General features: G+C 33.7%; 26 protein-coding genes. 10 read left to right on the forward strand and 16 right to left on the reverse strand.

From position 1 onward, the window contains the following. Positions 1 to 568: 568 nt before the first annotated feature. From ABID96_RS18575 to opp4A, 5 genes are read left to right on the forward strand one after another with little or no spacing between them, the layout of a single operon-like run. Complete coding sequence (locus ABID96_RS18575) at positions 569 to 1,594, forward strand: ABC transporter ATP-binding protein (RefSeq protein WP_088002030.1); 1,026 nt, start codon at positions 569 to 571, stop codon at positions 1,592 to 1,594. After that, positions 1,575 to 2,501, forward strand: a complete 927-nt coding sequence (locus ABID96_RS18580) for an ABC transporter ATP-binding protein (protein ID WP_192603828.1) — start codon at positions 1,575 to 1,577, stop codon at positions 2,499 to 2,501. Before ABID96_RS18575 ends, ABID96_RS18580 begins: the two co-directional genes overlap by 20 nt. A gap of 15 nt (positions 2,502 to 2,516) precedes the next feature. Next, positions 2,517 to 3,482 (forward strand): oligopeptide ABC transporter permease, encoded by a 966-nt coding sequence (opp4B, locus tag ABID96_RS18585; protein WP_192603827.1) that lies wholly within the window; start codon positions 2,517 to 2,519, stop codon positions 3,480 to 3,482. A gap of 14 nt (positions 3,483 to 3,496) precedes the next feature. Further along, a complete protein-coding gene (locus ABID96_RS18590; protein WP_192603826.1) occupies positions 3,497 to 4,402 on the forward strand; it encodes an ABC transporter permease in 906 nt (301 codons plus the stop codon). Positions 4,403 to 4,425: 23 nt separating this feature from the next. Beyond that, positions 4,426 to 6,210 (forward strand): oligopeptide ABC transporter substrate-binding protein, encoded by a 1,785-nt coding sequence (gene opp4A / locus ABID96_RS18595; protein WP_192603825.1) that lies wholly within the window; start codon positions 4,426 to 4,428, stop codon positions 6,208 to 6,210. 249 nt (positions 6,211 to 6,459) lie between these two features. On the opposite strand, the gene ABID96_RS18600 is transcribed toward opp4A, so the two are convergent. The 3 genes from ABID96_RS18600 to ABID96_RS18610 form a co-directional block, all read right to left on the reverse strand. Beyond that, on the reverse strand, positions 6,460 to 7,866 hold the full coding sequence (locus ABID96_RS18600) for an amino acid permease (protein ID WP_192603824.1): 1,407 nt from the start codon (positions 7,864 to 7,866) through the stop codon (positions 6,460 to 6,462). Positions 7,867 to 8,156: 290 nt separating this feature from the next. After that, positions 8,157 to 9,455 carry a Glu/Leu/Phe/Val family dehydrogenase gene (locus tag ABID96_RS18605; RefSeq protein ID WP_192603823.1) on the reverse strand — a complete coding sequence of 433 codons (1,299 nt, stop codon included), beginning with the start codon at positions 9,453 to 9,455 and terminating at the stop codon, positions 8,157 to 8,159. A gap of 14 nt (positions 9,456 to 9,469) precedes the next feature. Continuing rightward, complete coding sequence (locus ABID96_RS18610; RefSeq protein WP_192603822.1) at positions 9,470 to 10,681, reverse strand: ornithine--oxo-acid transaminase; 1,212 nt, start codon at positions 10,679 to 10,681, stop codon at positions 9,470 to 9,472. A gap of 440 nt (positions 10,682 to 11,121) precedes the next feature. On the opposite strand from ABID96_RS18610, the gene ABID96_RS18615 reads away from it, so the two are divergent. Together ABID96_RS18615 and ABID96_RS18620 are read left to right on the forward strand one after the other, a co-directional pair. Further along, positions 11,122 to 12,549: a sigma-54 interaction domain-containing protein gene (locus tag ABID96_RS18615; RefSeq protein WP_192603821.1), complete on the forward strand. Its 1,428-nt coding sequence runs from the start codon at positions 11,122 to 11,124 to the stop codon at positions 12,547 to 12,549. Between the two features lie 119 nt (positions 12,550 to 12,668). Then, positions 12,669 to 12,896, forward strand: a complete 228-nt coding sequence (locus ABID96_RS18620) for a spore coat protein (protein ID WP_088002012.1) — start codon at positions 12,669 to 12,671, stop codon at positions 12,894 to 12,896. Positions 12,897 to 13,145: 249 nt separating this feature from the next. On the opposite strand, the gene pheA is transcribed toward ABID96_RS18620, so the two are convergent. The 3 genes from pheA to ABID96_RS18635 all read right to left on the reverse strand — a co-directional run bounded on the left by pheA (position 13,146) and on the right by ABID96_RS18635 (position 15,889). Beyond that, complete coding sequence (gene pheA, locus ABID96_RS18625; protein ID WP_192603820.1) at positions 13,146 to 13,994, reverse strand: prephenate dehydratase; 849 nt, start codon at positions 13,992 to 13,994, stop codon at positions 13,146 to 13,148. A 123-nt stretch (positions 13,995 to 14,117) separates the two neighbouring features. Continuing rightward, the gene (locus ABID96_RS18630) at positions 14,118 to 15,107 is read right to left on the reverse strand and encodes a LacI family DNA-binding transcriptional regulator (protein WP_192603819.1); all 990 of its coding nucleotides are present in this window, start codon (positions 15,105 to 15,107) and stop codon (positions 14,118 to 14,120) included. 356 nt (positions 15,108 to 15,463) lie between these two features. Continuing rightward, positions 15,464 to 15,889 (reverse strand): GHMP family kinase ATP-binding protein, encoded by a 426-nt coding sequence (locus ABID96_RS18635; protein WP_192603818.1) that lies wholly within the window; start codon positions 15,887 to 15,889, stop codon positions 15,464 to 15,466. Between the two features lie 419 nt (positions 15,890 to 16,308). Here ABID96_RS18635 and ABID96_RS18640 point away from each other — a divergent pair, with 419 nt between their 5' ends. The 3 genes from ABID96_RS18640 to ABID96_RS18650 all read left to right on the forward strand — a co-directional run bounded on the left by ABID96_RS18640 (position 16,309) and on the right by ABID96_RS18650 (position 18,850). After that, positions 16,309 to 16,677, forward strand: a complete 369-nt coding sequence (locus tag ABID96_RS18640; protein WP_192603817.1) for a DUF2500 domain-containing protein — start codon at positions 16,309 to 16,311, stop codon at positions 16,675 to 16,677. Between the two features lie 24 nt (positions 16,678 to 16,701). Next, entirely contained in the window at positions 16,702 to 17,691 is a 990-nt protein-coding gene (locus tag ABID96_RS18645; protein WP_192603816.1) for an NAD-dependent epimerase/dehydratase family protein, read from the forward strand. A 130-nt stretch (positions 17,692 to 17,821) separates the two neighbouring features. Then, positions 17,822 to 18,850, forward strand: coding sequence for an NADH:flavin oxidoreductase/NADH oxidase (locus ABID96_RS18650; protein ID WP_192603815.1), 1,029 nt, complete (start codon positions 17,822 to 17,824; stop codon positions 18,848 to 18,850). A gap of 141 nt (positions 18,851 to 18,991) precedes the next feature. Here the strand turns inward: ABID96_RS18650 and ABID96_RS18655 are convergent, their stop codons facing one another. The 10 genes from ABID96_RS18655 to vanR all read right to left on the reverse strand — a co-directional run bounded on the left by ABID96_RS18655 (position 18,992) and on the right by vanR (position 25,955). Continuing rightward, the gene (locus ABID96_RS18655) at positions 18,992 to 19,453 is read right to left on the reverse strand and encodes an RDD family protein (protein ID WP_192603814.1); all 462 of its coding nucleotides are present in this window, start codon (positions 19,451 to 19,453) and stop codon (positions 18,992 to 18,994) included. 384 nt (positions 19,454 to 19,837) lie between these two features. Next, positions 19,838 to 20,275 carry an SRPBCC family protein gene (locus ABID96_RS18660; protein ID WP_192603813.1) on the reverse strand — a complete coding sequence of 146 codons (438 nt, stop codon included), beginning with the start codon at positions 20,273 to 20,275 and terminating at the stop codon, positions 19,838 to 19,840. Positions 20,276 to 20,335: 60 nt separating this feature from the next. Further along, positions 20,336 to 20,740, reverse strand: coding sequence for an ArsR/SmtB family transcription factor (locus tag ABID96_RS18665; protein WP_377897082.1), 405 nt, complete (start codon positions 20,738 to 20,740; stop codon positions 20,336 to 20,338). Continuing rightward, positions 20,685 to 21,119, reverse strand: a complete 435-nt coding sequence (locus tag ABID96_RS18670) for an SRPBCC domain-containing protein (RefSeq protein WP_192603811.1) — start codon at positions 21,117 to 21,119, stop codon at positions 20,685 to 20,687. Before ABID96_RS18670 ends, ABID96_RS18665 begins: the two co-directional genes overlap by 56 nt. 416 nt (positions 21,120 to 21,535) lie before the next feature. Then, positions 21,536 to 21,805 carry a zinc ribbon domain-containing protein gene (locus tag ABID96_RS18675; protein ID WP_088001990.1) on the reverse strand — a complete coding sequence of 90 codons (270 nt, stop codon included), beginning with the start codon at positions 21,803 to 21,805 and terminating at the stop codon, positions 21,536 to 21,538. A gap of 296 nt (positions 21,806 to 22,101) precedes the next feature. After that, on the reverse strand, positions 22,102 to 22,290 hold the full coding sequence (locus ABID96_RS18680; protein ID WP_192603810.1) for a DUF6440 family protein: 189 nt from the start codon (positions 22,288 to 22,290) through the stop codon (positions 22,102 to 22,104). Between the two features lie 161 nt (positions 22,291 to 22,451). After that, a complete protein-coding gene (locus ABID96_RS18685) occupies positions 22,452 to 22,979 on the reverse strand; it encodes a dihydrofolate reductase family protein (RefSeq protein ID WP_192603809.1) in 528 nt (175 codons plus the stop codon). A gap of 189 nt (positions 22,980 to 23,168) precedes the next feature. After that, a complete protein-coding gene (gene vanY / locus ABID96_RS18690; protein ID WP_192603808.1) occupies positions 23,169 to 24,044 on the reverse strand; it encodes a VanY-A/VanY-F/VanY-M family D-Ala-D-Ala carboxypeptidase in 876 nt (291 codons plus the stop codon). 110 nt (positions 24,045 to 24,154) lie between these two features. Continuing rightward, a complete protein-coding gene (locus ABID96_RS18695; RefSeq protein WP_192603807.1) occupies positions 24,155 to 25,267 on the reverse strand; it encodes a HAMP domain-containing sensor histidine kinase in 1,113 nt (370 codons plus the stop codon). After that, complete coding sequence (vanR, locus tag ABID96_RS18700) at positions 25,260 to 25,955, reverse strand: vancomycin resistance response regulator transcription factor, VanR-F/VanR-M family (protein WP_192603806.1); 696 nt, start codon at positions 25,953 to 25,955, stop codon at positions 25,260 to 25,262. Before vanR ends, ABID96_RS18695 begins: the two co-directional genes overlap by 8 nt. Positions 25,956 to 26,114: the final 159 nt, after the last annotated feature.

The following is a 26,114-nucleotide window of genomic DNA, read 5'->3' on the forward strand; positions in this document are numbered from 1 at the left end:
ATCAAAAAACGATTGTAATGATACAACTTATAATGATTAGTGCAAAAGATTCTTACTGATTGAAAACAAAAATGCTATTTATCTCAATTTATTAATAGAATGTAAAGTATATTGTTCTATTCTATGAGTAAATCAACACATTCTAGTCGTAATTACCTACATGAACTAGGTGAAAGTGACTAGGGATTTCCACCTACCTATCCCATATATCCTATTATATTTTCCACAAAATTACATCAATAATCGACACGATTCTTCTTAATTCTCTATCACCTATTTATCACTTTATTTCCAATTACAACGAATTTCTTCTAACTAATTTAAGCTCTATTACTTCCTCTTCTTCCAGTATTCATCGCAAATTTTCAATGATTTTAATTATTACCCTCATCATTCCGACCCATTTTTTACCAAAGTCGAAATACAGAAAATAATGAAATTAGCTCAAAATACCTATAAGTTGTAGCAATTGTTTTAATATTGAAACATTTGCATAATATATATTATACTTATGAAAATTCTAAATAAACTAACAATTTCCTTACAATTACGCGAAAGGAGACTAATAATGTCAAAACCTCTTTTGGAAATTGAGCATTTAACAACATCATTTCGTATTAGTAATCAGTATTACCCAGCTGTAGATGATGTTTCGTTAACTGTTCACGAAAATGAAATATTAGCAATTGTTGGTGAATCTGGCTGCGGTAAAAGTGCTTTAGCTCTTTCAATTTTAGGCCTTCATCAAAATAAACGTACCAAGATGGAAGGTTCCATCAATTACAAGGGAAGCAACTTATTATCATTATCTGATAGTAATATGAATAAAATTCGAGGTAAAGAAATCGGAATGATTTTCCAAGAACCTCTTACTGCACTTAATCCATTAATGACAGTCGGTAAACAAATTGAAGAAAATTTGGATTACCATACAAACTTATCATCCTCACAAAAAAAAGAACGTGCTTTACAATTACTTGCTCAAGTTGGAATTCCAAAGCCTTCAATTACATATAAGCAATATCCACATGAACTTTCTGGTGGTATGAGGCAGAGGGTTATGATTTCTATTGCGATTGCCTGCAATCCATCGTTTATTATCGCGGACGAGCCTACGACTGCACTAGATGTAACGATTCAAGCACAAATATTGGATTTACTGAAAGAAATTCAAAAAGAAACAAAACTTGGTATTATCTTGATCACACATGATTTAAGTGTAGTTGCTGAGGTCGCTGATCGAGTAGCCGTAATGTATGCGGGTCAGATTATAGAAACGGGAACAGTTGAAGAAATTTTCAATCAACCTTTACACCCATATACTCGTTCTCTATTAAACTCTATACCTACTACTCATTCAAAAAATCAAAGACTTCATATTATCGAGGGTACTGTTCCACCTTTAGATAAATTACCAAGAACGGGTTGCCGTTTTAGTCACCGCATTCCGTGGATTCAATCTTATGCTCACGAGGAGCAACCAGGTTTACATGAAGTAACACCAAACCATTATGTCCGTTGTTCTTGTTATAAGCATTTTCATTTCAAGAATGAGAAAGGAGCACCGATTGTAAATGTCTCTATTAAAGGTTGAAGATCTAAAAGTACATTTTCCAATACGTGGTGGAGTTTTCAGAACAGTTGTTGATTATGTTAGAGCTGTAGATGGAATTTCATTTGAATTACGAGAAGGTGAAACATATGGTTTAATCGGTGAATCTGGTAGTGGTAAGTCGACTGCTGGTAAGGCGATTTTACAGTTAACAAAAGCAACTGGCGGAAGTATTGAGTTCGAGCAAAATGATCTAATTTCTTTAAGTAAAAAGCAAATGAGAGCATTTCGAAAAGAAATTCAAATGATTTTCCAGGATCCATACTCTTCATTAAATCCTAAGAAAAGAATCATAGATTTAGTTGCAGAGCCATTAAGAAATTTTGAAAAACTATCGCCTGATGAAGAGCGAGAAAAAGTACTTTACTATTTACAAAAGGTTGGATTACCTCCAGAAGCGCTTTTCAAATATCCACATGAGTTTTCCGGTGGACAGCGTCAACGAATTGGTATAGCTAGAGCTTTAACTTTACAACCAAAATTAATCGTTGCAGATGAGCCAGTTTCGGCCCTTGATGTTTCTGTACAAGCACAAGTACTAAACTTTTTACAGGACTTACAAGAGGAATTCAAATTAACTTATTTATTTATTGGTCATGACCTTGGTGTTATTCGTCATTTATGTGATCGAATTGGTGTTATGTATCGTGGAAGGCTTGTTGAAGAAGGAACAACAGAAGATATTTTATCTAACCCACAACATATTTATACAAGACGTCTGATTGCAGCCATTCCGGATATTCGCCCGGAAGTAAGAGCAGAAAAAATTAATGCAAGACAGGAAGTTCGAATTGAATATGAAAAGAACTCTTCTTCTTACTTTGATGCAAATGGCCGTCCTTTTGATTTAAAACCAATATCTGATACTCATCGAGTAGCACTTCCATAGAAAGGAGAAAGCTATATGTGGAAATTTTTACTTCGCAGAGTGCTCATTATGATTCCTCAAATGATTATTTTGAGTATATTAATTTTTGCACTCGCTAAAGCGATGCCAGGTGATGCTCTTACTGGTAAACAATTGGATCCAAAAGCATCTCCAGAACGTATCGCTGAGATTCGAAAGCAGATGGGATTAGATGATCCTGTGCAGGTTCAATATGTTAATTGGATAAAAAATGTAGTAAAAGGTGATTTTGGAATCTCTTACACGCATAAACTAGCTGTAACGGATGTTATCGGAGAACGAATTGGAAATACTGTATTACTTGCTCTTTGTGTTTTTATCCTTACATATATTTTAGCAATCCCACTCGGCATAATAAGTGGTCGATGGAATGATACCTGGGCAGACAAACTCGTCACCGGGTATAACTATATTGGTTTTGCAACACCATTATTTATCTTTGGACTTATCGTATTATTTATCTTTGGTTTTTATTTAGATTTATTCCCTACTGGCGGTAGTGTTGATCCGCAAATTGATAATGGAACTTTTGCTTATTATATGAGTAAACTTCAACATCTTGTCCTGCCTTCAATGGCCGGTGCCCTAATCTCTACAGTTGGAATTTCACAGTATTTACGTAGTGAAATTATAGATACGAAGGTCAAAGACTTTGTCAGAACAGCTAAGTCAAAAGGTGTTCCTGAATCTAAGATTTATTCAAGACATATTCTACGAAATTCATTTTTACCAATCGCTGCTTTTTTAGGTTATGAGATTACTGGTTTAATAGCTGGATCTATCTTTTTAGAATCAATTTTTGGTTACCCAGGAATTGGACAGCTCTTCATTAAATCTGTGATGCTTCGCGATTTTACAGTTGTAAACGCGCTTGTACTTATGACAAGCTTAGCAACATTATTTGGAACATTGATTTCTGACATCATATTAAGCATAGTTGATCCTCGTATTCGGATCGATTAAGGTAGGTGAAAATAATGGAATTGAAACTTGAAAATCAAAAACAACTAATAGAAAAATCAAAAAGTCCCTCTGGCTTTAGTGTCATCTGGTCAGAGTTCAAACGTGACCGAATGGCATTAGCGTCACTAATTATTTTGAGTCTAATCCTAATTACTGTTTATGGTGCATCGCTTATTTTAGACCAAGACCAAATTACGAAGGTAGACTTCCTATCAATCTATCAACCCCCTTCTTCACTACATTGGCTTGGTACTGATTATGGCGGACGTGATGTATTTGGACAATTAATTATTGGAACGAAAAACTCTTTTACAATCGGATTATTTATCACGATCATAACGAATATTCTAGGTTTATCATTAGGATTAATTGCTGGCTACTTTGGTGGTTTGGTTGATGGTATTGTCATGCGCATCATCGACTTTATCCTATCTCTGCCAACATTAATGTTAATCATAGTATTTGTAACTGTAGTACCAAAATTTACGATTCCTAATTTCGTGTTAATTATGAGTATTTTCTTATGGACAGGTAAAGCAAGGCTGATTCGCTCAAAAGTATTGTCTGAAAGTGAATTGGATTACATTGCAGCAGCGAAGGCTCTTGGAACACCTAACTGGAAGATCATATTAACTCATTTATTACCAAATGTAAGCTCACTGATTATTGTAGCATTTACCCTAAACTTAGCTGGAAATATCGGAATCGAATCTGGTCTTACCTTCTTAGGATTCGGATTACCTGAAAGCACTCCAAGCTTAGGTACACTCGTTGCATATGCAACAAACCCAGACGTTCTACAGAATAAATGGTGGATTTGGTTACCTGCATCGGGCATGATTTTAGTGCTCATGCTAAGTATAAATTTTATCGGTGAAGCGCTAAAGCGTGCAGCTGATGCAAGGCAAAGAAGAGGTTAAACAACTTTAAGGAGAGTGAAATTATGAAAAATGTAAAAAGCTTTTCAAAAGTATTAAGCGCAATGGCTGTTTCTATGTTAATCCTTTCAGCTTGTAAAGGTGGAGATGACAAGCCAACATCAGCTAAACCTACAGAAAAAGTAGAAACATCTGCATTTCCTGTAAAAGTAAAAAATGATAAAGAAGCAATTGCTGGTGGTGTGTTAAAGTATGGTTTAATTTCTGATACGCCATTTGAAGGTATTTTAAATACTGTATTTTATGAAGGTCAACCAGACTCTGAAGTATTACAGTTCTTTGATGAAGCACTACTTTCAACAGATGAGAACTATGTATATGATCAAGATGGTGCAGCTACATACGAGTTAAGTGAAGATAAAAAAGTAATCACTTTAAAAATTAAAGATAATGTAAAATGGCATGATGGTAATCCAGTAACTGCAGAAGATTTAGAATATGCTTACCTAGTAATTGGTAGCCCTAAATACACTGGTGTTCGTTACGATACACAAATGTCTATGATTGAAGGTATGGAAGAATATCACACAGGAAAAGCAAAAAACATTTCTGGTGTTAAAGTAATCGATCCACAAACGATCTCTATTACTTTTAAAGAAGCAAATCCATCAGTTCTAACTGGTTTATGGACTTACCCACTTCCTAAAAAATATCTAGGCGATGTGGCAATCGATAAATTAGTAGAATCTAAACAAATTCGTAAAGAACCAATCGGATTTGGTCCATTCAAAATTAAGAAAATCACTCCAGGTGAAGCTGTTGAATTCGAAGCATTTAAAGACTATTGGAATGGTGCACCAAAATTAGATGGCGTACTATTAAAAGTAGTTAACCCTACGATTGCAACTGCGTCATTAGAAAATGGTGATATTGATATTGCTTCAGTTTCTGCTGATCAATATGATAAAGCAAAATCATTAAAAAATATTCAGTTACTTGGTAGAACTGAGTTATCTTACTCTTATATTGGATTTAAATTAGGTCATTATGACGCGAAAAACGGTGTAAACGTAATGGATAATCCAAAATTCGCTGACAAACGTTTACGTCAGGCAATGGCTTATGCACTTGATAACAAATCAGTAGGTGAAAAACTTTATAAAGGGCTAAGATTCCCTGCAACATCTGTTATTCCACCTTCATTCCCGAAATACTTTGATAAAAACCTTAAAGGTTATGAATATGATCCTAAGAAAGCAAAATCTTTACTTGATGAAGCTGGCTACAAAGATGTAACTGGAGACGGATTACGTGAAGATCCAAACGGTAAAGAGTTCAAAATTAACTTTGCATCTATGAGTGGTGGCGATATCGCGGAACCATTAGCACAATTCTACTTACAAGCTTGGAAAGATGTTGGTTTAGATGTTCAATTATTAGATGGACGTTTACATGAATTCAACTCATTCTATGAAATGGTTGAAAAAGACGATCCAAAAATCGAAGTATTCGCAGCAGCTTGGGGAACTGGTTCTGATCCAGATCCATCTGGAATTTGGTCTAAAAATGCACCATTTAACTATGTTCGTTGGGTAAATGATGAAAATGATCAACTATTAAAAGATGGTATCTCTCCTAATTCTTTTGATGAAAACCACCGTCAAGAGGTATATAACAAATGGCAAGAGCTTGTAAGTGAAGAAGTACCATTAATCCCTACTCTATTCCGTTTTGGATTAGATGGAGTAAACAACCGAGTGAAAGGTTATGATATCACTCCTGGTCAAGGCTTCCAAGGTCATTTACAAGAAATCACTGTAACAAGTGAAGAATCAGAAAAAAATAAATAATCATGAAAAAAGGAAGAGTCGCTCTAAGCACTCTTCCTTTCTTTATAATTTTTAGACAAAGTACAAAAACTAAGAGATTCAGACTGATTGAAAACGTTTGTCTTTCGAGGCTCAGGAGCCGGATGAGGAACGGAGTTACCTTTGACGGTAATGAGTACCACAAGCAGGCGAAGCAACGAAGAAAGCAAGCGTTTGTCAACAGTCTGAAAAGGAAGAGTCGCTCTAAGCTACTCTTCCTTTCTTTATAACTTAACTAATCTTCTTATTTTCTTCAAGTTCAAACTTCTCAATTTTGTTCTTTGCCGAAAAATGATAATAGATTAAACAAATAATCATAAACGGTATACCACAGTATAAAGCAATTCGTTGTTCAGGAATAAACGCCAAGCTGACCATTACAACAACGTTAAGTACTAAAGCAACAATTGGTACCAATGGATAAAGTGGAGTTTTATATTTTAAATCCTCTACTTTTCCACCTTCTTGAATATATTTTTTTCTACCTAATAGATTTGATAAAGCAATGCTAGCCCAGATGAACACTGCTCCGAATCCAGCAATTGATAATAACCATAAATAAACTGTATCCTCTGCAAAAATTCCACATAATAGAGATAAACATCCAAATATCATACTGAAAATTAATGCGTTTAAAGGTACACCTTTTTTATTTAATTTACCTAAAGCTGGACTAACCATCCCTTTTTGAGCCATTGAATACATCATGCGTGAAGTTGCATATAATCCTGAGTTTGCAACAGATAATACCGCTGTGATAATAACAAAGTTCATAATATCTGCAGCATATGGAATGCCGATATTATCAAATACAACAACAAACGGGCTGTCTACTAAACCAGCTTTTTCCCATGGGAATAAACCTGCTAAAACGAACATTGATAAAATATAGAATACTAGAATTCTCCAAACAGTATTATTAATAGCCTTAGGAACTGCTTTTGCTGGATCTTCACTTTCACCAGCTGCAATACCTACTAGTTCACTTCCTTGGAACGAAAAGTTAACTGCAACCATCGTAACAATAATTGCTAGGATACCATTAGGGAATAAACCACCGTGGTCAGTAAAGTTTGTAAGCATCGGTGCCTTTGTACCTTCTACAGATACAATTCCAAACATTACAGCTGCACCTAAAATAATAAATACTACGATTGTAACTACTTTAATACTAGCAAACCAAAACTCTACTTCAGCGAAACTTTTAGTAGATAATGCATTAACTGCAAATAATAGTACACCAAACACTACACACCATATCCATGTAGATACATCTGGGAACCATCTCTTCATTAACATACTCACTGTAATAAGTTCTAAACCAATGGTCACTGACCAGTTTAACCATGACATCCAACCTACAACATAACCAGTTGATGGTGATACATATTTAGTAGCATATGTTTGATAAGATCCTGCATCAGGTAATCTTACTGCAAGCTCTCCAAGACATAGCATTGTTAAATACATTACTAGTCCACCTACTAAATAGGCAACGATTGCACCACCTGGCCCTGCTTCACTAATTGTTAAGCCAGATCCCATAAATAAACCTGTACCTATAATTCCCCCAAGCGCAATCATAAACAAATGTCTACTTTTTAGCTCTTTTTTTAACCCCTGTTCTTGTTGAAACATGAAAAATACCTCCCTTGACTGATAAATTGTTTCCATTTATTGAAATATTCTGATAGAAGTGGATATATTTTTCCTCTCATATTGGATAGAAGCAAGTTGACTCTATTCTATGAAGTACTCTATCGAATTTTTTCACAACAGTTGAAAGCGTATACATTATTATTCTCTCTAAATAATATTACAATTTAAAAAATATATTTTTTCATATTTTTTAAATTGTGTCAAATTTTGATAGATTAAGATAATAAGTGCCCCAGATGAAATATTCCCATCTGGAGCATAAATTAAGATTAAACCCAGCCACGGAAACGAGAAGCTTCCGCCATTTTACGAATACCAACCATGTAAGCCGCTAATCGCATATTTACTTGACGGTTTACTGAAGTTTGGTAAACACTATCAAATGAACGAACCATCTTATCACGTAACTTTTCTGCTACTTCTTCATCTGACCAATAATAGCCTTGATTGTTTTGAACCCACTCGAAATAAGAAACAGATACTCCACCAGCACTAGCTAATACGTCTGGAACTAATAAAATTCCACGCTCTGTTAATATTTTAGTAGCTTCTAACGTAGTCGGACCATTTGCAGCTTCCACTATAATCGAAGCTTGAATATTGTGAGCATTATCAATTGTAATTTGATTAGAAATTGCAGCCGGAACTAAAATATCACAAGGTTTCTCAAGTAATTCCTTATTTGATATAACATTTGTAAATAAGTTTGTAACTGTTCCGAAGCTATCTCTTCTATCTAATAAATACTCAATATCTAAACCATTTGAATCATATAATGCGCCAAGTGCATCTGAAATTCCAACTACCTTTGCACCAGCTTCAATCATAAATTTCGCTAAAAAGCTTCCCGCATTTCCGAATCCTTGAATAATGACACTAGCACCCTTTAATTCAAGACCTTTACGTTTAGCAGCTTCTTCGATACAGATTGTTACACCTTGAGCTGTAGCAGCTTCACGTCCTGCTGAACCACCTAACACAAGTGGTTTACCAGTAATAAATCCAGGTGAATCAAACTCTTGAATTCTACTATATTCATCCATCATCCATGCCATGATTTGAGGATTTGTGTAAACATCCGGAGCAGGAATATCTTTCGTTGGACCAACGATTTGACTTACTGCACGAACATATCCACGACTTAATCTCTCAAGTTCATATAATGACATTTTTCGTGGATCACAAATAATGCCACCTTTTCCACCACCATAAGGTAAATCAACAATTCCACATTTTAAGCTCATCCACATTGATAAAGCTTTAACTTCATCCTCATTTACCTCTGGATGGAAACGAATTCCACCTTTTGTAGGACCTACAGCATCATTATGTTGTGAACGATAGCCAGTGAAAATCTTCACTGAGCCATCATCCATTCGCACTGGAATTTGAACTGTTAAAAATCGTAAAGGTTCTTTTAATAATTCATAAAGTTCCTTTGAATAACCAAGTTTATGAAGTGCTTCAGAAATTACTTCTTGAGTAGACTCAATTAACTCTCTGCCTTCTTCTTTGATTTTCTTTTGAATTTCTAATTCTTTTTCATTTCCTGGGATAATAGTTGTCATTGTTCTCGCTCCATTTATACAGTGGCTTTATATTGGCTAAATACTTCGTTAATTTGCTGAATTGACCAGTCTAAATCTTCTTTTGAAATAATTAATGGTGGTGCAAAACGAATAACTGTATCATGTGTTTCTTTACATAATAAACCTTGTTTCTTCAATGCTTCACAATAAACACGTGCAGGTACATGAAGTTCAACACCAATAAATAATCCACGTCCTCTTACTTCTTTAATATGAGGATGATCAATTTCTTTTAATTTTTCCATAAAGTAATTTCCAAGCTCATTTGAACGTTCAGCTAATTTTTCTTCTTCTAGAACGTTTAAAGCTGCTACAGAAACTGCACAAGCTAATGGATTTCCACCAAACGTAGAACCGTGAGAACCTGGTTCAAATACACCTAAGATTGAACGATCAGCAGCCACACATGAAATTGGGAATACACCGCCTCCAAGTGCTTTACCTAAAATGTACATATCTGGAATAACTTCTTCCCAATCACATGCAAATGTTTTACCAGTACGGCATAAACCTGTTTGAATTTCATCAGCAATAAATAATACATTTTCTTGTTTACAAACTTCAGAAACTTCACGTAAGAAACCATCTCTAGGAATGTTAATTCCTGCTTCACCTTGAATTGGTTCAATTAATAGTGCAGCTGTATTTGGTGTAATTGCTGCTTTCAATGCTTCAATATCACCGTAAGGAATTAACTTAACTCCTGGTAAGAATGGGCCAAAGCCACGTTGGTAATCTTTTTCAGATGATAATGATACTGCAGCTAAAGTACGACCATGGAAGTTTCCAATACAAGCAATAATTTCTGCTTGGTTTTCTTCAACACCCTTTACATCATAAGCCCATCTTCTAGCAGCTTTTAAAGCAGTTTCTACAGCTTCTGCACCAGTATTCATAGGTAAGATCATTTCTTTGTTTGTTACCTTAGCAACCTTTTCATACCACTCACCCATGTTTTCACTATAGAAAGCACGAGAAGTTAATGTAACTTTATCAGCTTGATCTTTTAAAGCTTGGATAATTTTAGGGTGACGATGCCCTTGGTTTACAGAAGAGTAAGCACTTAACATGTCTAAATACTTATTACCCTCTGGATCTGTAACCCAAATACCTTCTGCTTTAGAAATAACTACTGGTAGTGGATGATAGTTATTTGCGCCGAATTGATTTGTTTGATCAATTATTTTTTGTGAGTAAGTTGTCATATGAGTTCCTCCATTATTTCTTATTAATTTTATTGTCTTACTTAATTATTTAGCAATTTCCATGCCAATTATGTCTAAAACTTCAAAATTCACAAAATGTACTCATTTAGATGCTTTTTCCATCATAAAACTGTTAACGTTTTCATAAAGCGCAAATTTTTTTTGCCTTAAAGTGCAAATTACATTAGAATATGCATATAATCTTTGCAGTGCAAAAAGATAAACTGTAAATTTTTGCATCAATTTTAAATCCAGTTTTAATCATATTAAAACCGTGGTTCTTTTCTAAGAGATCGTTATTTACTATAAGCAAATGCATAGCTAGAATACATCGTGCTTCATGCTGGATTGAATATCAAATCCTTTATTAGTTTCACAACCTTCTCTGCGAATGAAAAGAATCCAGTTTTTCGATCACTCCAAGAAAAGAGAGGTTTCAAATGAAAAAAGATAAAGATCCAAATTTAGTCGTCGATGAATTACTTCAACTAATATTAGAAGAAATTGACATCGGTATTCATGTAGTAAACCATGAGGGAAAAACGATTGTCTATAATCGAAAAATGATGGAAATTGAAATGATGAATGAAGAAGATGTACTTCACAAGAACCTATTAGATGTATTCACATTTCAAAACAATCAATCCAGCACTTTATTAGAAGCTCTTCAAAAAGGGAAAATACGCAAAAATATTAAACAATCATATTTTAATAATAGAGGAAAAGAAGTAACAACAATCAACGATACATATCCCATCATGAAAGATAATAAAATTGTTGGGGCAATTGAAATGGTTAGAGATGTAACCGAATTAAAACAATCAGTTCAAGATGGCATTATGCAAAATCGTAATACTCGATATACCTTTGAACAATTAATTGGTGAATCACCCTCATTTAAACTAATCATTGATGATGCGAAAAGATCAGCAAGAACTTCTTCTTCTGTTTTATTAATTGGAGAAACAGGAACAGGTAAAGAATTATTTGCACAAAGTATTCATAATGCTAGTCATCGATCCACTAAGCCTTTTATTTCACAAAACTGTGCTGCACTACCTGAAACTTTAATTGAAAGTATTCTATTCGGTACCAAAAAAGGAGCATTCACTGGAGCAATCGATAAACCTGGCTTATTTGAAGAAGCAAATGGCGGAACATTGCTTTTGGATGAAATCAATTCCCTTAGTCCTAATTTACAAGCGAAGTTACTTAGAGTACTTCAGGATCGAAAAGTCAGACGAATCGGTGATATGACTGAAAAAGAGCTTGATGTTCGTATTATTGCAACGATTAACGAAGACCCGATAGAAGCAATTGCTAATAACCACTTGCGAAAAGATTTATATTATCGTTTAAGTGTTGTATCACTTTTCCTCCCTCCTCTAAGAGAACGAAAAGAAGATATTCTTCTATTAGCAAATTTCTTTATTCAAAAATACAATCGACTATTTGGACATACAGTTACGAAGCTAGATGACCATGTAGCACAATTCTTTTTACAACATAACTGGCCTGGTAATATTCGCGAGCTAGAGCATATGATTGAGGGTGCAATGAATTTAGTTGAAGATGAAACAACTATTACCTCTTTTCATTTACCGACAAGATTTTTTAATGAAGTAAGTAGTATGAATAACAATCTAACTAAGCCCATGGATACATTACAGGTAAAAAAAACAAATAACGAGAACAAAGATAACCATTTTAATTTAAAAAGCACTTTATTAGATAAAGAAAAGCAACATATCTTAACGGTGCTAAGTGAGCAAAATGGGAATATTACAAAAGCTGCAAAAATATTAGGCATCTCTAGACAAAACTTACAGTACCGAATTCGTAAGTTTAATATTATAAATGAGAAATAATTTTTCTATTCATCTAAGGATGACAATTCGTAAAAATTCTATCGCCCAAACTTTCCGCGTCTGACCTGCATAGTGTAACTATGTAAGAGTTACGTTTATGAAAAAGGGGGTTTGAATAGATGTATAATGATTATCAATACCGCAGACCTTTCGGAGGCGGATTTGGTCGACCAGGTTTTGGCCGTCCTGGCTTCGGAATTGGACGTCCGTTTTACCCAGGATTCGTTGGAGGTTTAGCAACAGGTGCTTTATTAGGTACTTTAGCTGGAGGTTATGGATATGGCTACGGTTATGGATATCCGTCATACCCGTATTATCCTTATTGTCCTCCAGGTTATTATTGCTAGCACACTATTATCAAAAGAAACATAAAAAATATAAAAGAGAAGGAATATATCCTTCTCTCAGACTATTGACAAACGCTCGCTTTCTTCGTTGCTTCGCCTACTTGCGGTGCTCATTACCGTCAAAGGTAACTCCGCTCCTCATCCGGCTCCTGAGCCTCGAAAGACAAGCGTTTTCAATCAGTCTGAAACTCTTAGCTTAAATAATTTGTCTACAAACTGATTGAAGAAAACGTCCTTCTTTTTTTCATTTTATAATTGAATTGTTGAATAGCTCCCTACAATTTCTACAGAAAATCCAAGTGACTCTAATTCCTGTTTTACCCCAGGTAATAAAACATCATCATATCCCATTACGACATCTATAATGAAAAAATAATTACCTAATCCTGTTTTCATCGGACGAGACTCTATTTTGGAAAGATCTATTTGTCTCCATGCAAATGCCGATAATACTTGGTGAAGCGCACCAGCACGATTTTCCGGCATCATGATGACAAATGTAGCTTTTGTATGGTTTTTTTGAAAATAATTCGTTTCAACACTAGATTCTTCTTTTTGTAATACGATAAATCTAGTATGATTATACGAATTGGAATGAATATCACTAGCTACAATTTCTAGTCCATATTTCTTTGCTGCAAATTCGTTCGCAATGGCTGCGATACATTCCTGAGGTTGCTCGCTAACTAATTTTGCTGCAGCACTTGTAGAAGAAACTGGTTCTAATTTTGTATACTTATATTGATTATGTAAAAACGTGTGGCACTGAGCTAGAGCATGAGAATGAGAATAGATTACCTCAATATCTTTTGATCGATGAACCTGTCCTTTTGACATTAGTAAATGCTGTCTGATTGGTATGATAATTTCACCAACCATTTTTAATGGTTGTTCATGTACAAGATAATCTATTGTAGTCGTTACCGAACCTTCAACTGAATTCTCTATTGGTACAACCGCTAAATCTACTTCCCCTTCTGCTACGCTATCCATGCAGACAGGTATACTCGAATATGCTATATGTTCATCTGATGTAAAAACTGATTGAACTGCAACATGCGTGAAAGTTGCTTCCGGACCTAAATACGCTATCTTCATGCACTACACTCCTTTTAATTTTTAATTATACTAAAAAGATAATTTATTAAAAGTAAAATATTTTATATTTTCAATTAATATAAAAAAAAGCCATACACTTTAAAATGTACGGCATTTAGTATATTATAAACTACTTTTTCTAATCATTAATTTGGTTGAAACAACTACCTTTTTAGGAATCTTTCTGTTCATTAATCTTTCAAGTAAAAGATCAATTGCAGTTTCCCCCATAAGTTCTGAATATACTTTTACTGTACTTAAACTTGGAAAAAGATATTTTGAAAAAGTTAGATCATTCATTCCTATTATATTCACTCGGTCAGGAACTGCAATATTTGCTTCATGAAGCGCCCTTAGACATCCAATTGCCATCGTATCACATCCAACAAAAAATGCAGTTGGCAATTTCTCCCCATGATCTTGAATTGCTTTATTCATCAAATTAAATCCTTCTTCAGCTGAAAAATCACCTGTATACACATATTCCTTCTGAAACAAGCTTTTCTCTGCCAAGTAAGTTTTAAATATTTTTTCACGCGTAAACAAATCCTTAACGAAAGGGCGTTTATTACGTTCACGCCCACCAATATATCCAATATTTTGGTGTCCATGCGAAATAAAATGGTCTAATACCTTCTTTGTAGCACTTTCATAATCAGATACGACCGAATCATATATTTCTTCATTAGGGGATGAATCTACAAATATTATTTTTTTCGATATTTTTTTCAAAGTTTTAATTTGTTGCTCATCGAAATAACCTAATGCAACAATCCCTTGAAACTGTTCTTCCGCTAATCCTTTTTCAGTTCCTTGAAAGAACTTTGTAACATGAATTCCATGTTCTTCACATTTATTTTCAATACCGAATCGTATAGACATATAATGTAAATCATCTAATTCTTCATTCTCTGTATACCAATGAACGAGCGCGATCTTCGCTATATTCTTTTTTACTTTCGGTTTTTTTCTATACGATAGCTTTTCTGCAGTTTCAAAAACGCGCTGCTTCGTGTCATCACTTACAGATAACTCAGGATCATAGTTTAACACCCTTGAAACTGTAGCAATGGATACACCTGCTTTTTCTGCAATTTCTTTAATGGTCGTCATTTCTACTTTTCTCCTTGTACACTTCCGCTGACGTATTGTTATGATCAAACTTAAGTTATAATTCATGATGATCAATAAATGTTTGTGTTCATATAAAGTCTTATAGTTTGATATTGGTTTATTATCTTATATAGAAGTGTACCAGTCTTTCGCGAGATTTTTCAGGTGAAATATGGATATTTTTTTACATAATTATTATTTTGTGTAATTATTCACATTTTACATCCTGCTAAATCACTCTATTTTTTTTTAGGAAGGTTTTTAGTAAGGGAAAAGTCGTTAAGTGGGGGCTACCAAGAAAAAGTAAAATTGTGTTTAACTGTCATATATTATATCGATCTTGCACACTTTTTTCATCAATATAAAGATTTTATGATGACAGCTGTTAATGCTTCAATTGATGTAGATGACGATAATCCAACTTCATTAGGAATATTGCCACAAATTAATATATCCATACCGTGATGTATTCGATAGCCAGCTTCTTTTAAATAACGAATCGTGCTCTTAATATAATTCGTCCACCCATGAGGCTTCTCACCATCAAGCTCCTCTAATGAGAATTCAATGATCCCTAATTCTTCATAATTTAATGATACTAGTCTAATTTTATTCTTTTTATTTTTTGCGATTAAAACATACGTGCCAAAATTTTGATTTCCGTTATATTCTTTCGCATTTACTATTTCAATCAGTTCTTCATTGTGGCCAGATACAAAAAATATTCGATAATCGGAATCGTAATAACGCTTAAAAACTAATGCCAACTCATTAACATCCATTAACTTATCACTCCTTTAATCTACAAATATATTTTTATGATTGAAATACCTTGGTCAAGAAAATGGTTTTTTCAATCATTTGAAAAGGATAATAGAAAACAATCTTAGGATTATCCTACCCCCCATCAAGCTATTTTTCAATTAAAACTCTGTAATTTTTTACCTAATTTAACCATTATTTTACTTTGTTTATAGATCTGTCACATTTCGTTCTGTTTTGCTTCTTATAATAATTTTCACTTTTACGAATAATAGGCATTACCTTTATCCATCTCAATACAATTGCGAATGGATAGTAAAAAAAGAGTTATTTTTAGTACTAATTACCAAACAGTGAAAACTTCTAAATAATTAGTTGATTTAATTTCTGAGTGTCTAATAAACTGATAGAAAGGCATTAATTTTAGGAGGGAAACTAAATGTTTGGATTTGATACTGATTTAGATGCATTTAAGATCATTGCATTTGTCTTTCCAATTCTATTTATATTTGTTTTCGCCAGCATCTTTCTTACTCTTCTAAAAGTATTAAAACAATGGAATTATAATAATAAACAACCTAAGATAACTGTTCCGGCTACGCTAATTACAAAATCAACTAAGGTTATTCAGCATAAAAGAAATCAATATATCATGCCAAGTCCTACTTCTTACTCGCTAACATTTGAAGTTGAAAGTGGAGAAAGTATTGAGTTAAGTGTCGATGGTTTAATTTATGGTAAATTTATAGAAAACGAAACAGGTATTCTAACATACCAAGGCAACAGATTGATACATTTTGAACAGTAGTACATTCCATTACGAGGTGAAGCAATGAGAGTATTTGTTAGTGGGGCAACTGGCTTTTTGGGAAAGCATACGGTTAAGAGATTAAGTGAAATTGGATATGATGTAATCGCCTTTGGAAGGAACGAGCAAGCGGCAAATCTTTTTAAAACTATGGACAATGTCGTTTTTGTAAAAGGTGATTTAGAGGATAAGCAGTTATTAGCAAAATTAATAAAAGATGTCGATTTTGTTATTCACTGTGCTGCACTTGCAGCTCCATATGGACAATATGAACTTTTTTATAAAACAAATGTTGATGGAACACAAAATATTGTTGACGCCTCATTATCTTCAAACATAAAAAAATTTATTTATCTTTCTACACCAAGTGTCTACTTTACAAATGAAAGTCGCAAAAATGTGAGAGAAAATGATGAACTGCCTCAAAGTCATACCAATTATTACGCGAGTACGAAGCATATTGCCGATTTAATTGTTAAAGAAGCTGTGCTAAAAGGGTTACCTGCAATATCACTTAGACCTAGGCAAGTATTTGGACCATATGATCATACGATTTTTGGCAGACTAATAGATACAAATAAGAAACGTGGCGTCCCTCTAGTTAATAAAGGCAAGACCTTAATGGATTTTACATATGTTGATAATGTAGTAGACGTCATTATGTTAAGTTTAATGGCCGAGGATCAATTTATTGGAGAATTTTATAATATTACGAACGATCAACCAATCTACTTAATTGATGCACTTACATTGTTATATTCTTATTTAAATGAGGAGCTCAATACAAAGAAAATCTCTCCAAAGCTCCTTTCTTTTATCTCATCGAGTTCAGAAATGATAGCGAATATAACAGGTAAGCCACCTATTTTATCAAAACATGTTGCAAGCTTTTTAAGTTATGATTATACGCTCAATATCGATAAAATAAAAAATGATTTACAATATGCACCTAAGATTTCTTTATCAGAAGGTATGAGTCGATATGCCAAATGGTACATACAAGAAAATCAGTAAAAATACATAATAAGCATATGTGTTTTAAGTTCAAAGATGATCACAATAGTTAAAGTCATTTAAATTTACAATTTCTGTTCTAGCTATTACATTTCAATTAGAGCTATTAAAAATCTAAGGAGATAAAAAGATGACTTCTTTATTTTCTACATTTACGTTAAAAGGATTAGAATTAAAAAATAGAGTCGTATTGTCACCAATGGTTACAATCCGTGCGGAAGAAAAAACTGGAGAAGTAAATAATTGGCATCATGTACATTATCTTTCACGAATCATTGGCGGCGTTGGTCTTGTTATGCTAGAGTCTACAGCAATTGCATCAAATGGTATGACTCATCCTCGTGATTTAGGATTATATAATGATATTCAAGAAGAAAAGCTTACCAAACTCGTACAAGAATCTCATGCGCTTGGCGGAAAAATTGCCATCCAATTAAATCATTCTGGACGAAAAGCACCTGTTGGCGATAATCTCATTGCACCATCAGCAATTCCTTTTTATGAAGGTAATATTCCTCCAAAAGAGCTAACATATGATGAAATACAAGAAATGATTAATCACTTTAAAGATTCTACTGAACGTGCAGTTCGTGCAGGATTTGATGCAATTGAGCTTCATGCTGCACATGGTTATTTGGTTGAACAGTTTTTATCTCCATTAAGTAATCATCGTAATGATGAATATGGAGGTAGCTTTGAAAAGAGATTACGCTTTGCAACCGATGTAATTCATGCAATGAAAAGTGTAATGCCAGAGGATATGCCTTTAATAATGAGGGTATCTGCCACCGAATATGATCGTAATGGCTATGGAATAGAGGATATGGTTCAAATGTGTCAAGTGTTCAAAGAGCATGGTGTTGATATGATAGACGTATCTAGTGGTGGTGCTGTACCGTCTTTTCAACAAGAAGTATATCCAGGCTATCAATTACCACTTTCGAATGAAATAAAACAAAATGCGTTTATTCCAACAATTGCGGTTGGGAAGCTAGAAGAACCGCACTTAGCTGAGCATGCACTCCAAACAAATCAAGCAGACTTAATTGCAATTGCGAGAGGATTATTACGTAACCCTTACTGGGCAATTGATGCTGCATTGAAACTAGGCGCTAATCCGCCGATCGATCATTCATATACTAGCGCATATCCTGTATAATTTTATTTAATAGTTTAAGAATTATATAAAAAAGAAAAATAAGAAAAAGAAGATTACATAATAAAAATAATGTAACCTTCTTTCTTATTTTTTGGCATACAGTTGTTCGGAAATAATTTCGTTTTACTAATAGCTCTGAAACTAGCAATAAACTACTTTCGTTTTTGCAATATGGTCATGCAATGTCTTTCTATCTTTACGGAAAATCATAAATGAATCTACTAAATGAATAACCGTCATTCCTTCTGGTATAACCGGTAATTTGATACCACTCACTAAAAGAAAGATTGAACGCATTGTCATAATCTTAATATCTACATCTTCGCCTTCATCGGTAACGACTCTTATTCTTAATAATTTTTTCCCAATGGTTTGCCCGTTCCAAAAATAAGTGGGAATCACTATATCCAATACAATGATTGATACGATTAGAAAAATTGTATACAAAAATAAGGAAAAACTATCGAACATATAGTTCTTCAAAAATTCCTCATTAGTTAACCCAAATAGTAATAATCCTATTTTTGACAATGCAATACTTGCCATTCCATCAATCCATGATGCAAAAAACCTTCTTTTTCTACTCGATAATTCAAGATCCATATAAAGTTAACTCCTCCTTGTCGATCATACCCATAATACTGTTGAACCAAAGTAGATTAATCTATAAACACACTAAAAATGCTGAACTTAATTATGGTAAAAACGTATTACCATTAGAGAAAAACAGCACTTATAATGTAGAGTAATATACATCTGACAAGATCATTTTCATTATTTGATGAATTCATTATAACACTTCTTATTCTACCTAACTGCTTGTTAACACAATAAAAAAAGTCGCAAATGCGACTAATGATTAGATTTATTAATTATCTGAGTCTTCCCCAAAACCAATATACAAATTGTTCAATTTTAATAATAGAACGCCAATGTAGTCTTAATAAGTTTAAATCTTTGAAACTTGTCCACTTAGGAACCTCAATATTAGTGGATAATAGAAGCCCTCAGACTATTGATTCCATTCTCTAAATAAGCTTTTAAACAAGTTAACGTATATACCCAACCTTCTTTTTGTCCAATCATTTTAGCCACAACTTCTGGATCATCTTCTTTTAGACCTGATTCGATTACTTCAATGGTTGTATTTGTGTCAACTTCATTTAGCGTAATTGTAACAATTGTTTCTTGACCTTCTTCCCCCCATGAAAACACTATTTTTTTATTATCTTTGATTTCTATTACATTTATAGAACCTTCTGCATTGTACTCATCATACCTCAATGTAATTGTCATGTTTTGTTCCCATCTTTTTGAACTAGATGAAAACCAAAAATTTCCTATTTTTTCAGGGTCTACTATGGCTTCAAATACTTCATTAGTTGGCTTGTTAATTTTTAATTTAGTGATTATTTGAGTATTCATTTTAAACCATCCTTATATATATTTTGTTTATCTAGAATGTAGTATTCCAGGAACATAAATTCAATTTAAATCGGTTTTGTTTTTAGTTTCTGCTGCAAGCTTAATCCATTCTAATCGTCTATCCCAATCTGTCGCTAGCCTTGCCATCCACTCCGCTGTTGCTGATAGTTTTTCGGGTAATACTGAATATCTTACTTCCCTTCCAACGCGATCGGATGAAACGAGTTCAGCCCCGTTTAAGACTGTTAAGTGCTTGACTACTGCCTGACGGGAAACAGTTACCCTTTTTGCCAATGTCGTAGCTGTCGCCTGTCCCATTGTCGCAATAAGGTTAAGTAACTGACGGCGTGTTGGGTCTGCTAACGCAATCAGAACATCTTCGAAATCATTATTATTTGTGGATTCCATTTTATTTCTCCGCCTGCTTTCGCAACACTTCCAGTTGTTGAGCCCAACCTTTAACATTACCTTCAAAGAAATGTCTTCTTTCCTCTTCTGATGCCTCCAGACTAGCAAAGCCACTTTCAACTACACGAAGTAAAGTTCCTCCTTCCTTCGCTGATAATATAAATTCAACAAGTGTGGAATTCCCTTCTCGTGGTTCCTCTCCAGGGAAAGAACTTGCCCACCTGCAAGCAAGATATGTTGGTACTTCTGTATGTTCAATTAAAACCGGAAAAGAACCATATTTTGATGTTTCCGCTACAATACGTGATCCATCGACTTGTACTTTGTCAGGACCTGGTGCATCTCCAACCCACCATGCAGGTTGATTAACCAACTCCCATACCGTTTCAATTGATGCCTCAATGAAAATTTCTCTTTCTATTCGATCATTATTCATTTATTTTACCTCCTCTTTTACATATGCAACCTAATGGTAGCACATGATTCCTAAATGTGCAACTTCAAGGTTGCTTAAAATCCCAAAAAAATTACTCTCGGTTAAATTTAAATTTGAAAGCGACTAAATCCACTACCATTATTACCTTTTCATCAACTTAGTTATTCCATTAAAGCTCAAAGAAACCTATTTATAACATCGAGACTACAGTCAGTTAAATAAACAATATTGATATAATTCCTTAATTACACCTATTAGTAACCCCAAAAAAAGATGCTCTCCATTTCTACTTAAGAAAACAATGTTTTTTAAAAAACAAAAAAACTGCCGAAGCAGCTGTCTGAAATTGAACCAATTCATATTTTAGTTTTGAATGCTCCATATGATGGAACCATTCTCTTATCTCTACAGAAAATTTAGCTCCAACGCTCTAATTTTTTTAAGAATTTTTTTGTGTACATTTTATTAAGAAAGAACTTTTCAATTTTGTTCATATCTGAATCTTGAAACCTTTTTAAACTATGTGCATAAAATTCATCGAATGAAACATCTTTCTCCACCCATTCACCATTTTGATAACAATGGTGACAGAATTTTTCAGAAGGTGTCCCATCTTTTTCAGTTCCAAAGTCATTTGCCCCTTTCAGTGGCATACCACAGCTTTGACACAGGTTTGTTTTCGCCATTTTTAACTCCTCCAATTTTTAAAGTTTGATATATCGATTTTACTTACGTGTATAACCAAGATAGATGGCTTTGTTGTTCCAGTTCAAATTACTCTCACAATGACCTTCTTTTTCAAAAAAGGACACTAAATGGTGTCTTGTTATATATTTAAAGTACGATACTTTATGTGTCATGTCAAGCTTACCCTTGTTAAAAATTTTTTAGCCATGTACACCATTCACTTGAGAAAAGAAAATTAATACTGTTTGCGATTCAACTACGTGCAAAAAAAAGAGACTGCCGAAGCAGTCGATCGTTACTCTTTATTTGAGTTTACTAATGGTTTCCCTTCCTTATCTAACAATGGCGTAATACCTCCAGCATAGCCATCCCAACTAAACAAGTATTGAATTCCTGTTTCTCTATCCTCTAATATTTTATTCCCTGTCAGCTTACCTTCTTTATAAATTACTTTAAATCTTTTTTCTGATTCCTTTTCGAACATTTTATATACCCCCTACATTTTTGAATTACTCATGTCTGTTTTTATCTTCTATTGATTCCTTCTGATTCCTTCTAAAACTTAAACAGGCCAATCAAAAAAAGTCGCATTAGCGACTTTTGAGTGTGCAAAGCGAACTTGTGGCGCACGTATAAGCTATTACATTATTTTTTTATGTAGTGAAGCATAGCAAGTTGTCCTAATTTTTCTACTTTCGTTAATGAGTAATTTTGAGTAATATCATCCCCTGTATAAAGAGAGATTCCTTTTCCTAAAACAATAGGTGCAATGGCAAGTTGGAATTCATCAATTAAATTCTCTTTAAAAAACTCACGCGCTAAATAACCCCCACCAATTAACCATATATCTTTACCAGGTTTTTGTTTTAAATTGTTAATGAAAGTTTTGACGTCTTCATTAATAAATTGAGCATATTCATCTGATCCACTTAAAGAATTAGAAAAAACATAATTTTTATAATTACTGTAAGGATAATCTATATCAAATCCACGAATTACATCATATGTTCCTTTTCCCATAACAACAGTATCAATTCTTTCAAGCAATGAATTGTATCCAGAATCTCCTTCTACTTCTGTTTTTTCTAACCATTCTAATGTACCATCATTATTTGCAATATATCCGTCAATTGAAGTACCAATATATAAAATAATATTACGTTGTTTACTCATGCGAATCTCCCTTACTTTCTTAATTATCTGCGCACCGTTTCATAACTTAGCTTTTAGAATAAATACTAAATTAACTACAAACTTTATTACTCGCTCTGCTATTGTTTATTTTGCATTAGATAATTTGCCAAAAAGCGAAAGAATTAATTAGTCATGCTCTCATAACTTTATTAGGCATATATTAAATATTTAATCGTACACAGTCACAATTACGCCGTCCATATTATTACCCGAAATCTCATAATGCATTTGACTGTTTACATTAATCGATCTGCTTTGAGAAACTGGGTAATAGGTAATCTCGTATGATTTCCCATTTATTTTAGCAGAGATGTGTTTCTCTTCTTTTAGGTACTCTAAATATTCTTCTAAAGCAAAATTTTTTTCCTTCATAATCGCACTATGAGGGAAGCCTACATATCGGATATGCCACGGTTCAAATTGAATTCCTGTGACATTCGTTTTATCCTTTGGATAGCGTAGAACGAACCCGTATTTCCAAGCATTCTTCTCTATCCATTTTCCTTCAGCTGCTACAGCCATCTTCTCTTGAGTAGATCCTACATCAAGAGATAAGCCCAAGTTATGTTCACTATAGCCCGCTGGTAAGGCATAAGCAGAACCCATTTCTTGATAAAGTTTGTTTTGCTTCTCAAAGTCTCGATAGCCACTAGTTATGGAGAAATTACGAACCCCTTCATTTTCTGCAGCATTAATCATTTCTGAAAATTTATGCGCTATTTCCTCTGATAAATAGATATCGTTATCGATCACCCCAAAGTCCCTTGCCAATTCATTTTGATTAGATAAATTTATAACATCTGATTTAATACTTTCAGGGTGAACGGGATATTTACTGTTAACCAAAAGCAAGTTTCCCTGATAGATTTGTTCTTCTGCGATTTCTTTTTTGTAGGTGCTTTCGGAATTTCTATTCTCTATTTCATTGTACTCTGATTGATTATATTTTTGTATGACTACTCTCGGTTCAAAAAACGATTCAATTTTTATGAAAGGTAAAGTTAATAACATTAATAAAAACAATAAAAATCCCCACTTCTTCATTTTAACTAGCTTCCTCCTTATTCGTCTTTGCTTAAAAGAATAAGTAAAACTATTAAAAAAAAGAGTGGGGTAAATATTAAATTTTTCTTAAATCGTAAAATTGTCCTTCATTAAACTTCATTATTTATTTCACTTACCAGAGGTAAACGAACTTCAAATATAGTTTGTATTACGTTACTTTTAGCAGAAATTGATCCATTATGTTGCTCCACAATATTCTTTGCAATAAACAAGCCAAGACCTGTACCATCTTCTTGTTGAGTTCGTGCTTTGTCACCGGTATAAAACATATCAAAGAGATGCGGTAGCTCTTCTGGAGGGATCGTATTCCCGTAATTCACAACCTGAACAACCACTTCATCTCCATCAATAAATCCGTTTAAATCCACATATTGCCCTTCATTTCCATACCGTATTGCATTCGTCATCAGATTCTCGAACACACGGACAATCAAATCACCATCACCATAAATGGGTAAGTGGGTCGTACTATTCATTCGAGCAATTAAATGATTCTTTTCAAGTACAGGATACAATTCTTCCTTTAATTGATTCAGTAAGTCAGTTAAATTGATTCTCTTTTTTTCAACTGATATCATCCCATAATTCATTCTAGTGATCTCGAATAATTCATCAATTAACCTTTCTAATCGTTGAGATTTCGTAAAGGCAATTGTTAAGAAATGTCTTACTTGATCTTCCGTCAAACTTTTATCCTTTAGGATCAAATCTAAATATCCTAAAACAGAGGTAAGTGGGGTCCTTAAATCATGGGCTAAGTTTACGACAAGTTGTTCTTTACTGCTTTCTGAATAATCTCCTCGCAAAATCGCTTCTTCTAATTTTGCACTTGCCAAATTAATATCTTGAGCAATATCTCTAAACTCGTCATTTGAATGAATTTGTACCTTATGTTTAAAATCACCGCGAGCAAGGTTATGAATGCCGTTTGATATCTCTTTAAAATAAGTAGAGTAAGGCTTAGTAAGTAAAAAGAAGAACAGGAAAGATAGTAAGATAAATAGGATAAAAAAGATATTAAAGTCTCCGAATCTTCCTACCAAAATACGAAACTGTGCCATGGGATCTTCATAACGAACCATCACATGATAATAGAATTGAAGTCCTTTATAGAATAGATACGTTATGATTCCTGATAAAAACATACTTAAACCAAATAACAATACCATCTTTGAACGAAAACTGTGCATCATTTTAACCATTGAAGCTATACCCTACTCCCCATACCGTCTTGATCCATTTGTCTTTTCGTATATCTTCTTCAAGTTTTTTCCGAAGCGTACGTATATGAACCATAACTGTATTCCCACTTTCAAAATACGCTTCACCCCACACCTGTTGAAAAATATTTTCAACACTAAAAACTTTCTTCGGATGACTCGCTAATAAATATAAAATATCAAACTCTTTCGGGGTTAGCTCAATACTTACGCCATATTGCGTAACCGTACGTTGGTCAGGGGAAATAACTAATCCACCATATTCCAAACAGCTTTTATTTTCTGTTTTAGGCTGGTTTAGCTTCATAAAACGTCGGAGATGAGCATTTACACGAGCAACCAATTCGATTGGAGTGAATGGTTTAGTCATATAATCATCCGCTCCTATTACCAACCCCTGAACTTTATCAAAATCAGATGTTTTAGCACTTAAAAATATAATGGGCATATTATGCTTGTCACGAATAAGGCGTGTTACTTCATAACCATCCAACTTCGGCATCATAATATCCAAAATCAACAAATCGATTGACTGAGTTTCGACTATACGAACAGCCTCTTGTCCATCAAACACTTTCACAACATGATACCCTTCTTTTTCTAAATGGATCGCAATCAGATTTGCAATTTCCTCCTCATCATCAGCAATTAATATCGAAATATCTCTCATCTTTCCACTCCTAAGTAAAGTTAGCTATATATCAATTCTTATCTTATTTTTTATTATTTCATTTTTCAATTTCAAAATTATGAACTCACATTAACGGTTCAAATATTTACTAATAGACATTTATTTTTTCTTTATCTTACCATTTCTTATGTGAATGAA

The sequence above is a fragment of the Gottfriedia sp. OAE603 genome (genome assembly GCF_040543965.1).
GTDB classification, from domain to species: domain Bacteria; phylum Bacillota; class Bacilli; order Bacillales; family Bacillaceae_G; genus Gottfriedia; species Gottfriedia solisilvae.